The organism is Tenacibaculum salmonis (assembly GCF_041053065.1).
In the GTDB taxonomy this organism is placed as follows: domain Bacteria; phylum Bacteroidota; class Bacteroidia; order Flavobacteriales; family Flavobacteriaceae; genus Polaribacter; species Polaribacter pacificus_A.
In genome coordinates this window covers 149,749-162,554 of the sequence record NZ_JBFCVV010000001.1, presented here as the reverse complement: position 1 = coordinate 162,554, position 12,806 = coordinate 149,749, and the positions used below count along the sequence as shown (strand labels likewise).

Annotated in this window: 14 protein-coding genes and 1 riboswitch; of the genes, 8 read left to right on the top strand and 6 right to left on the bottom strand. The window is 26.7% G+C overall.

What is annotated here, in order from left to right; translation table 11 throughout:
* Window positions 1-49 precede the first annotated feature (49 nt).
* The gene (locus tag AB0T67_RS00720) at window positions 50-1,324 is read right to left on the bottom strand and encodes an O-acetylhomoserine aminocarboxypropyltransferase/cysteine synthase family protein (protein WP_369218713.1); all 1,275 of its coding nucleotides are present in this window, start codon (window positions 1,322-1,324) and stop codon (window positions 50-52) included.
* Between the two features lie 122 nt (window positions 1,325-1,446).
* Window positions 1,447-1,570: riboswitch (SAM riboswitch) on the bottom strand.
* Window positions 1,571-2,078: 508 nt separating this feature from the next.
* On the opposite strand from AB0T67_RS00720, the gene hutI reads away from it, so the two are divergent.
* The 6 genes from hutI (at window position 2,079) to AB0T67_RS00690 (ending at window position 6,874) form a co-directional block, all read left to right on the top strand.
* Complete coding sequence (gene hutI, locus AB0T67_RS00715) at window positions 2,079-3,323, top strand: imidazolonepropionase (protein WP_369218712.1); 1,245 nt, start codon at window positions 2,079-2,081, stop codon at window positions 3,321-3,323.
* 1 nt (window position 3,324) lies between these two features.
* Window positions 3,325-4,323 carry a formimidoylglutamase gene (locus tag AB0T67_RS00710; RefSeq protein ID WP_369218711.1) on the top strand — a complete coding sequence of 333 codons (999 nt, stop codon included), beginning with the start codon at window positions 3,325-3,327 and terminating at the stop codon, window positions 4,321-4,323.
* Between the two features lie 70 nt (window positions 4,324-4,393).
* Window positions 4,394-4,672, top strand: coding sequence for a putative quinol monooxygenase (locus tag AB0T67_RS00705; protein ID WP_369218710.1), 279 nt, complete (start codon window positions 4,394-4,396; stop codon window positions 4,670-4,672).
* A gap of 158 nt (window positions 4,673-4,830) precedes the next feature.
* A complete protein-coding gene (locus AB0T67_RS00700; protein ID WP_369218709.1) occupies window positions 4,831-5,463 on the top strand; it encodes a hypothetical protein in 633 nt (210 codons plus the stop codon).
* Window positions 5,464-5,466: 3 nt separating this feature from the next.
* The gene (locus AB0T67_RS00695) at window positions 5,467-5,856 is read left to right on the top strand and encodes a hypothetical protein (protein ID WP_369218708.1); all 390 of its coding nucleotides are present in this window, start codon (window positions 5,467-5,469) and stop codon (window positions 5,854-5,856) included.
* Complete coding sequence (locus AB0T67_RS00690) at window positions 5,834-6,874, top strand: hypothetical protein (protein WP_369218707.1); 1,041 nt, start codon at window positions 5,834-5,836, stop codon at window positions 6,872-6,874. Before AB0T67_RS00695 ends, AB0T67_RS00690 begins: the two co-directional genes overlap by 23 nt.
* A gap of 36 nt (window positions 6,875-6,910) precedes the next feature.
* On the opposite strand, the gene AB0T67_RS00685 is transcribed toward AB0T67_RS00690, so the two are convergent.
* The 5 genes from AB0T67_RS00685 to AB0T67_RS00665 all read right to left on the bottom strand — a co-directional run bounded on the left by AB0T67_RS00685 (window position 6,911) and on the right by AB0T67_RS00665 (window position 11,431).
* Window positions 6,911-8,644: a leucine-rich repeat domain-containing protein gene (locus AB0T67_RS00685; protein WP_369218706.1), complete on the bottom strand. Its 1,734-nt coding sequence runs from the start codon at window positions 8,642-8,644 to the stop codon at window positions 6,911-6,913.
* A 100-nt stretch (window positions 8,645-8,744) separates the two neighbouring features.
* Entirely contained in the window at window positions 8,745-9,500 is a 756-nt protein-coding gene (locus AB0T67_RS00680; RefSeq protein WP_369218705.1) for a LytR/AlgR family response regulator transcription factor, read from the bottom strand.
* 12 nt (window positions 9,501-9,512) lie between these two features.
* Complete coding sequence (locus AB0T67_RS00675; protein WP_369218704.1) at window positions 9,513-9,818, bottom strand: 2TM domain-containing protein; 306 nt, start codon at window positions 9,816-9,818, stop codon at window positions 9,513-9,515.
* A gap of 1 nt (window position 9,819) precedes the next feature.
* Entirely contained in the window at window positions 9,820-10,116 is a 297-nt protein-coding gene (locus tag AB0T67_RS00670; protein ID WP_369218703.1) for a 2TM domain-containing protein, read from the bottom strand.
* 1 nt (window position 10,117) lies between these two features.
* Complete coding sequence (locus tag AB0T67_RS00665; protein ID WP_369218702.1) at window positions 10,118-11,431, bottom strand: histidine kinase; 1,314 nt, start codon at window positions 11,429-11,431, stop codon at window positions 10,118-10,120.
* A 231-nt stretch (window positions 11,432-11,662) separates the two neighbouring features.
* Between AB0T67_RS00665 and AB0T67_RS00660 the strand changes: the two genes are divergently transcribed.
* Window positions 11,663-12,157: an RNA polymerase sigma factor gene (locus AB0T67_RS00660; RefSeq protein WP_271230158.1), complete on the top strand. Its 495-nt coding sequence runs from the start codon at window positions 11,663-11,665 to the stop codon at window positions 12,155-12,157.
* A gap of 4 nt (window positions 12,158-12,161) precedes the next feature.
* Window positions 12,162-12,806, top strand: a complete 645-nt coding sequence (locus AB0T67_RS00655; RefSeq protein WP_271230159.1) for a hypothetical protein — start codon at window positions 12,162-12,164, stop codon at window positions 12,804-12,806.

Sequence of the window (12,806 nt, the reverse complement as noted above, 5' to 3'; positions counted from 1 at the left end):
ATTTCAAAAAAAATAAAAGTCAATACATTCGTTTTATAAAATTGTTATTTTATATGTTTGAAAAAGATACTTTTAAATCTGTTTTTAAGTCTTCTATATCTTCTAATCCTACTGATAAACGAATTAAGTCATTAGTAACACCAGCACTTTGTTGTGCTTCTTCGCTTAACTGTTGATGTGTTGTACTTGCTGGATGAATAATTAAAGATTTTGTATCTCCAATATTTGCTAATAATGAAAAAAGCTTTGTATTATCTGCTATTTTCTTAGCAGCTTCATAACCTCCTTTTACACCAAATGTTACAATACCACTTTGTCCTTTTGGTAAGTATTCATCAGCTAAAATTTTATATTTACTACTTTCTAAGCCTGGATAATTAACCCAAGCTACTTCACTTTGTGTTTCTAGCCAATTTGCTAAATCCAAAGCATTTTCACTGTGTTTTTTTATTCTGATGTTTAAGGTTTCTAATCCTTGAATAATATTAAACGCATTTGTAGGACTTAAAGCACCTCCAAAATCGCGTAATCCTTCTAAAATTAATTTAAAAGTATAAGAAGCAGCTCCTAAAACATCATTATACACTAAACCATGATATCCTGCAGATGGCTCAGTAAATTCAGGGAATTTACCATTAGCCCAATTAAAAGTTCCTGCATCAATAATTGCTCCACCTAATGAATTTCCTTGACCACCAATATATTTAGTTAACGAATGAATTACAATGTTTGCACCATGTTCTATTGGATTTAATAAAGCTGGTGTAGCAACAGTATTATCTACAATAAAAGGAACTTCTGCCTTTTTAGCGTGTACTGATATTGCTTTTAAGTCTAATACATCTAATTTAGGGTTTCCTAATGACTCTACAAAAAAAGCTCTTGTATTTTCTTGTACTGCTTTTCCAAAATTATCAGGATTAGAAGCATCAACAAAAGTAGTTGTAATACCTAATCTAGGTAAAGTAACATTTAATAAATTATAAGTTCCACCATATAAACTACTTGATGCAACTATATGGTCTCCTGCTTTTAATAACGTAAGTAACCCTGTAGATATAGCTGCTGTACCTGATGCAAAAACAACAGCTCCTGTTCCTCCTTCTAAACTAGCTAAACGTTCTTGTAAAATTTGATTGGTAGGATTATTTAAACGTGTGTAAATGAAACCTAATTCTTTTAATGAAAAAAGGTTTGCTGCATGATCGGAATCAGTAAAAACATACGATGTTGTTTGATAAATAGGAACAGCTCTTGTACCTCCTGTTTGTTTTACGTCATGTCCTGCGTGCAACGCGTTGGTTGCAAAATTTTGTGTACTCATTTTTCTTGTTTTTTGAGATAATAAAAATTAAAACAAAAGTTGAATGCATCAATAAAAATTGATGGACTTACTAGAAAAATGTTATAAAGAATTATAGCAATTACAGAGGAGTAATTACTTTTGAGTTATCTATCCAATTTTAGATAAATGAATCTAAAATTAAGTAGAATTTAGCACCTTCTTTGACTTAAACAAAGGGTTGCTAAGGTTTCGTAGGGTCTATCCCTCCACCTTTCTTGATAACATTGTCAATAAGTTATTGAACTTTGTGAGCACAAATATTCAAATAATAAAAGTTAATATCCTAATTTTTTTATTGTTTTTTTTTGATGAATTTATTTTAATAATAAAATAAGTTTGTTCTTTTGGCGTAAAATCAAGCCACTTTTCATCAAAATTAAAGCGAAAAAAAATATAAATTATTTGAAGCAATTTCCCGCTTTCCGCACTCGCTTCTGGCTAAAAAAAGCCAGAGAGCTCAAACAATTGCTACAATCGGGGCTAGGCATTTATACTAATTTTAAACCACTACACAAAATGATATTTCTGCTAAATAAAAAACCTAAAAAGAGTGAAAAATGACTATCTAAAACTAAAATATTTTCTATTTTCGACTTCTTACGCTTATCGTCACGAGTAATAACAAGGAAAAAACACACTAAAAAAGAATTATAATAAAAAACATATCTCTAATAAATAAAAACAGTTTTATCCTTTTTAGCGTAAATTTGTATCACAAAATCAAGAAACTCAGATGAAAACTTTATTTATAAATATCAAAGAATTAATTCAGATTAGAGAACCTTCTATTAAAAAAGTTTCGGGAAAAGAAATGGGAATTTTACCAACGATAAAAAACGCTTTTCTATTAATTAAAGACGATAGAATTATTGATTTTGGTAAAATGGAAAAATTAGATAATTTAAAAGTCGTGAATTTTGATAAAAAAATTGATTGCACTGGCAAAATGATTCTTCCAACTTGGTGTGATTCTCATACGCATATTGTGTATGCAGGAAACCGAGAACAAGAATTTGTAGATAGAATTAACGGATTAACCTACGAGGAAATTGCCAATAACGGCGGGGGGATTTTAAATTCCGCAAAAAAATTACAACAAACCTCAGAAGAAAATTTATATACACAATCGGCGGTTCGTTTAGAGGAAATTATGAAACTTGGTACGGGCGCTGTTGAAATTAAATCGGGTTATGGTTTAACAGTTGATGCTGAATTAAAAATGTTGCGTGTTATTAAAAAATTAAAAGAAAATTATCAACTTTCTATTAAAGCAACTTTTTTGGGTGCACACGCTTTTCCGAAGGAATATAAAGATAATAAAAACGGTTATATTGATTTAATTATCAATGAAATGTTACCTAAAATATCCGAAGAAAATTTAGCTGATTTTATTGATGCTTTTTGTGAAACTGGTTATTTTTCAGTAAAAGATACCGACCGAATTTTAGAAGCTGGTAAAAAACACGGCTTAAGAGCTAAAGTACACGTAAATCAGTTTACAACTATTGGCGGAGTTCAAGTTAGTGTAAAACATGATGCTTTGTCTGTTGACCATTTAGAAATTATGAATATAGATGATATTAATACATTAAAAGACACAAATACGATGCCTGTTGCTTTGCCATCTTGTTCTTATTTTTTAAGTATTCCTTATACTCCTGCTCGTAAAATTATTGAAGCAGGATTACCTTTAGCTTTAGCAACCGATTTTAACCCAGGTTCTACGCCTTCTGGAAATATGAATTTTGTAGTTGCAACCGCTTGTATCAAAATGAAAATGACTCCTGAAGAAGCCATAAATGCAGCAACTATAAACGGTGCTTATGCAATGGATTTATCCGAAGAAGTTGGAAGTATTACCAAAGGAAAAAAGGCTAATTTTATCATTACAAAAGAAATTTTAAGTTACAGTGCAATTCCTTACAACTTTGGTTCAGTATTAATTGACACTGTTTTTATTAACGGAAAAGCTATTTAAAATGTTACAAATTTTTTCTCAAAAAGATATAATCGATTTTGTAAATCCACGTGAAGGAGAAACAAAAATAGGACAACATATACAAACAATTTCAACTATTGATAAACTTCAAAACTGTACGGCTAAATTTGTTATTATTGGCGTACCTGAAGATATTGGAGTAAAAATAAATTACGGAAATGGTGGTGCACATACTGCTTTTATCCCTGCTTTAAAATCATTTTTAAACATTCAGGAAAATCAATTTATAGAAGGAAAAGATATTCTTGTTTTAGGCTATTTGGATTATTTAGACAGTGTTTTAAACTTTGATGCTACTGATAGAGAAAAAGGTGATTTATTAGTAAAAGCTATCGATAAAGAATTATCTAATATCATCAAAATAATTATAACAAACAATAAGATTCCAATTATAATTGGTGGCGGACATAATAATGCTTATGGTAATTTAAAAGGATTATCCGAAGGAAAAAATCAATCAATAAATGTTATCAATTTAGATGCTCATACTGATTTACGTAAATTAGAAGAACGCCATAGTGGTAACGGATTTTCTTACGCTATTGAAAATAAGTATTTAGATAAATATTTTATGTTTGGTTTGCATGAAAATTACACACCTCAATATATTTTCGATTATATTCATAGTAATATAAATATTGGATATAATACTTATGAAGAGTTAGAAATATATAAATCGATACCTTTTGAAAATGAATTATTACGTGCCAAAAATTTTATTCAAGAAAAACCTTTTGGTATCGAAATAGATTTAGATTGTATTCAAAATTTTCCGAGTAGTGCTATGACTCCTAGCGGATTTACAACGCAACAAGCTCGTGAATTTGTATATTATTTCGCTAAAAATAAAAACGCTAGTTATATTCATATTTGTGAAGGAGCACCTTCGGTAATGCAAGATTCTTCTGCTATAAATCAAGTAGGAAAATTTATTAGTTATTTAATTTCAGATTTTATAAAAGCGCAAAAACATGATTAAGAGCATTTTTTTTAACAAATATTTTTGTAAATATTCTACTACTTTTACTTATTAAATTTAAATAAACATCATGAAAAAAACAATTGTAGCACAAATAAGCATCAACAAAAAATTTGAAACTAAATTTTTAAATTTAGCAGCAACTATTGTTACTAAAAGTAATGCAGAAGAAGGCTGTATTACCTATCGATTACACAAGGATATTTATAACGAAAATGCGTATCTTTTTTACGAGGAATATCTAAATGAAACTGCTGTCGATTTTCATAATTCATCTAGTCATTTCAATGTATTTATTGATGAAATTTCTTCGATGCTTTTAAAAGAACCTGTTATTAATATTTATTAGTTTTTAACAAAAAAAACTTTTTAAAGAAATCATTTTACTATAAAAAGTAAAGTGATTTCTTTTTTAAAACTTATAATATAACACTATACCGTCTGTTTTTTATAAATTTAAAAGTTGATTAAATTTTCTTAGATTTGATGATAAATAAAAACACATCAATGACAAACGAAACATTTGGAGTTCATTACTTTGATACTAAATCACCTAGCATATTTAAAAGTGATTCAAATCAACTTTACTTCTTTCAATCATTTATTGGAAATCATACAATTACAGTAGAACTTGGAGATTGCGTATATTATTTTGATGAAGATTTAAAATTTGCTAAAGTAAAAAAAGGTCCTTGCAAAATTGAATCAACTCATTTAGCAACAGTAATCCGAGGATATATGCCTCCTGAAGCTTCTATATCAATGGAAGGAGTTACCACTTTACCTTACGTAAATGGCTGTTCTACAAAACAATTATTTCCACCGATAAGATTAGGCGACCCTACATTACAATACTTAAAAATGCCTGCTTTTAGTAAAGAGCAAGAGCATCATATTCATTCAACTGTTAGAGTTGTTTTAATTATTGAAGGGTTTGGAAAAAGTATTGTTGGAATTGAAAATAAAAATATAATTACAGAATTAAAACCAGGTTCAGTTTGCATTCTTGAACCAATGTGTCCTCATCATTTTGAAACAGATAGAGAAAAGCCTTTAATTGCAATTCCTTTACATATTTTTTCTTCTGTTGGTGCAATAGAGAAAAATCACCCTATGTTTAACGGTACTATAATGATTTAATAAATGAGCAACGAAAAAATTGATGAAATTGTTAATGTATTTCTTAAAGATTTTAATGAAATGTGTAAAACTAAAAAAAGAGATTTCCTGATTAGAGAAAAAATTGTTAATTATGAATCGGGAACTCACTCTAAAAAACAGGTAAAATATAATGTAACTTACAAAGTAAGCCGCAAGAAAAATATCTGGATTATAGAAGCTGTAAATGGTTTTTGGATTTTTAAAAAGAAATTTTTACTGCTTCAAATTACTACAAAAGCTGAAAAATTTAATTTTTCAGGACTTTATACAGGTTCTATTAGAGATTTTGAAAAATCATTATTAGAAGATAAGCTAAAAATATATTTGAATACTTGTAAAAAAATACGTCATGATGCCTTTGTCAAATCTTAATAGTATTTACTATTTATCTAAAAAACAATTATTCAATAATAAAGAAATTAAGAAAAAAGCAAATCCTATCTACTTACAAAGTTGTATTTTTTTTGGAGCTACTTTAATTGACCGTACACAAAATTTAGATTCAGGAATTGATTTTACTATATTAGATAAAATTCCTCAAATATCAAATACATCAAAAACATTTTCAGAAATATGTAGTGAAAGAGCTTGTGAAATAATTGATACTACCCATGGAAAAATTAAGGTTTTATGGTCTGGTGGAATTGATTCTACCGTAGCATTAATATCGTTAATAAATGAATTAAAATATATTGATAAAATCAATCGATTAACTATTTTACTTTCAAAAGAATCTATTATAGAATATCCTACTTTTTTTAATGATATTATTGAAAATAAGCTTAATTATGAAATGATTAAAACAACTATCTTTAATCATATTCAACCAATAGAAACTATTATAACTGGCGAACATGGCGACCAACTTTTTGGTAGTGATAAACTTAAATATCCTGTTATAACAGGTGATGCTTTTAGCCCTTATGAAGATATTTTAGAGTTTATTATTTCTAGAAAATTAGGTACAGATAAATTTACTAATCAAATTATTGATTTTATAAACCCTGTAATAAAGCAATCACCTTTTGAAATAATTACCTTATACGATTATATGTGGTGGTTAAATTTTTCTTTAAAATGGCAAACAGTATCTATGAGATTAATTCATGGTTTAGAGCGTAATCATGAAGATTTAGAAACAACTGTTTTTCACTTTTTTAAAAGTAACAATTTTCAAATTTGGTCTCTTGAAAACCATTCTTCAAAAATTAAAAAAGAATGGAGTAGTTATAAATATATTGCAAAAGAATTTATTTATGAATTTCATAAAGACCCTTTTTATCTAGAGAAAAAAGAAAAAGAACAATCATTAAAAGAAGTACTAGTTAATAAAACTAATTTTTCAGTATTAAATTTTTCTAAAAAAATATTTACACGAATAAATAAATAAATGTATAGAAACATTATTAATCAACATTTATTGTCTCTATTCTTTAAATAGAAAATGAAAGTTTTCAGATAATGTTTCTTTTAAATTTTCAGTTCGTCTTATTCTTAATTCTTTCATGTTAACCATTGTTTCGGGCAACGATATCGAATCAAGAGATAATAAGTTCAACTCACGTAACTTAGATAAGTTAGAAATGCAACTTGGTATTTCAGCAATATTATTGAAACCGATATTTAAATGGGTAAGTTCTTTTAATTTACAAATTTCTAAAGGGAAACCATTTAAATTATTTGAAAAAAGATTTAAAACTTTTAACTCCTTTAACTCTGCTATTTTATCAGAAATATCATTTATTCTACAGCTACCAAGGTCGAGTACCTCTAGCTTTTTAAGTACAGAAATATCATCAGGTAAAATAGGTATCATACCTGTAATTTTCAAATATTTCAGGTTAGATAAAAGTTTAATTTCTGGATACCACTTTTCAGTTTTTAATTCGGTTGTACCTTCTAAATCTAATAAGGCAACCTGTAATGATAGAGGTAATTTACCATAACGTTCTTCACTAATACCTTTAGGTAAACTAGAAATATATTCTGATATTTTGCAAGGTTTTACAACATAAACGCCTCCTCCTATTCTTTGGTAATGCGCAAAACTTTGGATTGATTCTATAAAAACTAATGGTTCAGTAATTTGTAATTCAGTAGGTATTTTAAAGGTTCGTACACCTAAATTATAAACAGAACGATAATCGTATTTTATAACATCTGGAATTTTAAAATGAATAGTTTCATTCCCTATTTTGTATTGCATATAAGCAATACCTTCTCCAGTACCTGGTACAAAAATTGGAATTCCTTTAATCGCTGCAATACCTTGCCAACCAGTAGAAGACAATTTTTGATATTTCACCAACTTTAAACCATCATTAGTAACGTTACTATTAAACCGATAAGGTCGTGAATTACTTGTTTCTAAATAAACACTTTTAATCAAAGATGACGATTGAGGATAAGGATTTGTTAATTTATAATCTGGATCATTGTAATCAAATTTTAAAGAATAGATATAACTATCAACTCCCGTTTTTTCATTCTCTTTAAAATTACCAGCATATATATGCGAATCCATTACGGCATCAAGTAAAATATGCCATTCTTTTTTTATTTTAAAAACAACACCTTTTCCTATATCATCGCTATATTTTGTACGTAAATTAACATATTCTGTATAATCTGATTTAGCGTATAATTCACGAAATTTATCCGCAAATTGTATTTTATTCATTTTTACATCTTTATTGTAAACACCAGCATAAGACAACTTAGTGGTATCACCCGAATCGAGCCAATTTATATAAAAATCCTGTGTAAAAAAGATACCCGAACGGTGCGAAAAATTAAATTCAGTATCAAAATTTTGTACTATCTCTCCTTTATTATTTAGTAAAACATGGCTAATTATTTCTTTTTTAAAAGGAGGCGCATAAGCATCGTAACGCCTAAACCCAAAAGGCTCTAAACGACTACAAACTAAATATTGCTCTTTTTCAGGAAAGTAAACATAATAAGGTTTGTAAGCTTTTCCTCGCATTACAGGAGCTAATTTATATATTCCACTACCTTTCTGTCCTTCTTTTTTTGAACTGCTGAATATGTCATTTCTGAAGAGAAATTTATATTTATTAATATCCTTTGGAACAGAATTACCGAAAATTTTAAAAGCTATTACAATTAATATTAGTAACGATATTATATAGTAAATCATTTTATTCATTACTTAAGTTTAGAATGTTTTAATTCTGTTCATACTGATATTCTCTTTATAAAAAAAAATATATAAAGTTGTAAATATCGGTAATAAAAAATCAATCAATCCAATTTTTAAAAGCTTTTACACGTTCTCTACTTACTATTATTTCTGATTCATCATAAAAATGTAACACTAATTTTAAACGAGAATTTGTATAAGATATAATATCTTTTATTGCATTTATACGGATGATAAAAGTTCTATTTACTCTAAAAAAATGTTCAGGATTTAAATGTTCTTCCCAATATTCTAAAGAATTATCTATTAAATAATTTCGATTTGTGTTTACATGAATATACGTTGCTTTATTTTCTGAATACAAACAAACAATTTCATTAATAGGTATCATTTTTATATGTTGTCCAACTTTAATTGTAAATCGTTTTTTAAACTTTCTATCAACAGGATTTATTAACAACTTTCGAATATCATCAATATTAACTTTTACATCTGATTTTTTAGGTTGATGCTCTTTAAATTTATCAATCGCAACCTTTAATTCGTCTTCATCAAGTGGCTTTAATAAATAATCTATCGAATTTAATTTAAATGCTTTTAATGCATATTCATCATAAGCAGTTGTAAAAATAATGGCTGATTTCACCTCAATTTCTTCAAAAATTTCAAATGATAATCCATCAGATAATTGAATATCTAAAAAAATTAAATCGGGATGTTTATTATTTTGAAACCAATTAATAGATTCTTCAACAGAATGCAACATTGTTTGAACTTCAATATTTAATTCAGAAAGCATTCTTTTTAAACGCCTAGCAGCTGGTTTTTCATCTTCTATAATAATAACATTCATATATTTATTCTATTAATTATCATTCATGTATTCATTAATTTTACGTTCTTCCCAGTTTTTACCTAAGAATAAATTAGATCCAAAAACATTTAGCCAATGAAAACACAATCCAATTCCCCAAAATAACCAAGTAGAATAAACTGCAAAATGATTAATTGCTTTCCAAAAATCATAATAACCATCGTTCATCATTCCAAAAATAACCACTGCCGATATAAAAATATTAACCACTATATAAATTGCAAAATGCGTATAAAATTTCTTTATTTTATCAACACGTTTTTTTGCTCGTATATATTTCTGTTCTTCTGTTCTCATCTTATTTACCATTTTTATTTTCATTAATTAATTCATTAATTTTAAGCTCTTCCCAGTTTTTCACAAAATCCGTTTTCTTAAATGCAAAAACACTTAACCAATGCGATAAAAGTCCAATTCCCCAACCAATTAGCGAAAACCAAAACCAATGAAAATGTGGTTCAAATTTTAAGTTTATAAAAATAATAACAGATATTACTACACAATAAATTACTGAATGTGTATAAACTCCTTGTATCTTTTTTACTCTTTTCTTTGCTAATAAATACCTTGCTTCTTCTGTTTGTGTTATCTCCATATTATTTATTTTTTTTCATAATTTCATTAATTTTACGTTCTTCCCAGTTTTCACCTAAAATAATATTATAATTATTTATTTCTAAAAAATGAAAAATCAAACCTATTCCCCAACCAAAAATGGGAAACCAAAACCAATGAAATTGTGGTGAAAATTTTAAATTGATAAAAATTAAAAAAGGAATCACAACACAATAAGATGCTAAATTCTGATATAACTCTTTCAACTTCTCTACTTTTTCGACAGCTTTTATATACTTACTATTTTCGATGCTATTATTATTAAATGACATATTTTTTGTTTTTGTTAATAGAGGCAGACTCACCGTAAATATTTTATTATTATTTTTAATTTCTACAGATTTATCAGTTATTAAACCGTACCGATCTGCAATATTTCTTAAACCTACTTTTGTACTTTTTCCAATAACTTCTTTAGGATGTACCGTATTTTGAATTTGCAGAAAATCACCTGATTCAAAAATTTTTATTTCTAATGGTTTTGTTGATGAAACTACATTATGTTTCACTGCATTTTCTAGTAATAATTGTAATGATAATGGCACTATTTTTAATTCTGAATTACTTATTGTAGTAGGAATATTAAATTCTATGGCATCTTCAAATCGCATTTGTAAAAGTTCCATATAAGTTCTTGCAAATTTCAATTCTTCTTCTAACGGAATTAATTCTTTATTTCGCTGTTCCAAAACATAGCGATATACTTTTGATAATTTTGTCGTAAATCTTTCTGCTTGTTTTGGATTTTCACCGATTAAAGAAACTAACACATTTAAACTATTAAATAAAAAATGAGGATCTAACTGATTTTTTAAACTTTCAAATTTTGCTGTTTCAGTTTTTGCTACAATTTCATGTTGTGTTGTTTCTTGTTTTACTGATGCTTTCCAATTAATCATAAAACCTCTGGCATGTAAAAATGCCGAAATTGCAAAGGCAAAAATTATCCAAAATAAATGTACCCAAATCATTTTTCCAGAAAAAAAGTGTTGTGGATTTTCATCATATAAAACAACAAACAAAAAGTAATGAATTGCCAATATTACAGGGATAGTATATAAAAAAGTTCCTATAATACCTGCCCAAACACGTTTATTTGTTTGCGTAATCCAACTCCATTTTCTACTTAAATAATCATTTAAAAAACCATTACCTAAACCTAATCCAAAAGAATAAATTCCTGAAATAAGAAATGTTAAAAAAACACCTTTTAATGTAAATTGTTTATTTATCAATATAAAAAACACACCAAAAATTAAAGTAATTTTTAAACAAAGAAGTATATTTTTTTTCATCTTTTATATTATTATTTGGTTGTTATTATTTCAGTGATAAAAAATAATACGATTATAAAGAATACTATTATAAATTTCATAAGTTATTTTTTTAAATGTTAATTCCTTACAAAGATGCTTTTTAAATAGCTTTTATTACACTAAAAATAACTGACTTGTATTTTTTTTAGGATGAACTGTAACAAATCGTATTTTTGAGCTACTTATAATTTACCAACTGTAGTAAACTTAGTGGAAAAGGAACTAGAAAATAATTTTTTATCTGATTTTGAATCAAATCAAAATGTTGTGCATAAAATTTGTAGGCTTTATACTACAAATAAAGATGCGCACAATGATTTGTTTCAAGAAATAACAATTCAGCTTTGGAAAAACTACAGCAAGTTTAGAGGTGATGCTAAATTTAGTACTTGGATGTATAGAGTTGCTTTAAATACAGCAATTTCTTTATACAGAAAATCAACAAGAACTGTAAAAACACAAGATATTACCGACTATACTTTTAAAATAAAAGCAGAGGACTATGACGATACTGAAGAATTACAATTAAAAGAATTATACAAAGCTATTCGCAAATTAAATGATATTGATAAAGCGCTTATATTTTTGTATCTAGAAGACAAACCCTACAAAGAAATAGCTGTAACCTTAGGTATTAGCCAAGTAAACGCTCGGGTTAAAATGAATAGAGCAAAAGATAAATTAAAAAAAGTATTAAACCCATAAACATATGGATTTAGATAAATATAAAACAGCATGGAATAATCAACCTGAGGAAATAAATACAGTTTCTAAGGTTGATATTTATAAAATGGCACATTCCAAGTCATCATCAATAGTCAAATGGATTTTTATTATTGGAATATTAGAATTTTCTTTTTGGATACTGTTAAACATACTTACCGCTAATAGCGAGTATATGAAAGTTTATGACCAATTAAATCTAACCTCTTTTATTAATTTCACATATTATATTCATTACATAGTTATTATTGTTTTTTTATATATATTTTACAAAAATTACACATCCATTTCTGTAATGGATAATACTAAAGAGTTACTTAATAAAATATTTAAAGTTAGAAAAACAGTTAAGTTTTATGTGTATTACAACCTAATTACTTTTATTATTTTATCGCTAATAATAAATATTATCATTTTTAGTGATAAAAATAATTTCAAAGAAGTTTTTAATACTGAAAACTTAATTATTAATAATACTAATTTTTTTACAGTAATACTGATTTCTCAAATCTTGTTTTTACTGATATTTTTAGTATTATTTTGGTTATTTTATCAATTACTTTACGGTATCTTATTACGAAAATTAAATAAAAACTATAAAGAATTGACTAAATTTGAAGATTCAAATTAA

Bases quoted from the DNA above. Each gene is read 5' to 3' on its own strand.
- AB0T67_RS00720 (WP_369218713.1), bottom strand. From the start codon at position 1,324: ATGAGTACACAAAATTTTGCAACCAACGCGTTGCACGCAGGACATGAC.
- hutI (WP_369218712.1), top strand. From the start codon at position 2,079: ATGAAAACTTTATTTATAAATATCAAAGAATTAATTCAGATTAGAGAA.
- AB0T67_RS00710 (WP_369218711.1), top strand. From the start codon at position 3,325: ATGTTACAAATTTTTTCTCAAAAAGATATAATCGATTTTGTAAATCCA.
- AB0T67_RS00705 (WP_369218710.1), top strand. From the start codon at position 4,394: ATGAAAAAAACAATTGTAGCACAAATAAGCATCAACAAAAAATTTGAA.
- AB0T67_RS00700 (WP_369218709.1), top strand. From the start codon at position 4,831: ATGACAAACGAAACATTTGGAGTTCATTACTTTGATACTAAATCACCT.
- AB0T67_RS00695 (WP_369218708.1), top strand. From the start codon at position 5,467: ATGAGCAACGAAAAAATTGATGAAATTGTTAATGTATTTCTTAAAGAT.
- AB0T67_RS00690 (WP_369218707.1), top strand. From the start codon at position 5,834: ATGATGCCTTTGTCAAATCTTAATAGTATTTACTATTTATCTAAAAAA.
- AB0T67_RS00685 (WP_369218706.1), bottom strand. From the start codon at position 8,644: ATGATTTACTATATAATATCGTTACTAATATTAATTGTAATAGCTTTT.
- AB0T67_RS00680 (WP_369218705.1), bottom strand. From the start codon at position 9,500: ATGAATGTTATTATTATAGAAGATGAAAAACCAGCTGCTAGGCGTTTA.
- AB0T67_RS00675 (WP_369218704.1), bottom strand. From the start codon at position 9,818: ATGAGAACAGAAGAACAGAAATATATACGAGCAAAAAAACGTGTTGAT.
- AB0T67_RS00670 (WP_369218703.1), bottom strand. From the start codon at position 10,116: ATGGAGATAACACAAACAGAAGAAGCAAGGTATTTATTAGCAAAGAAA.
- AB0T67_RS00665 (WP_369218702.1), bottom strand. From the start codon at position 11,431: ATGAAAAAAAATATACTTCTTTGTTTAAAAATTACTTTAATTTTTGGT.
- AB0T67_RS00655 (WP_271230159.1), top strand. From the start codon at position 12,162: ATGGATTTAGATAAATATAAAACAGCATGGAATAATCAACCTGAGGAA.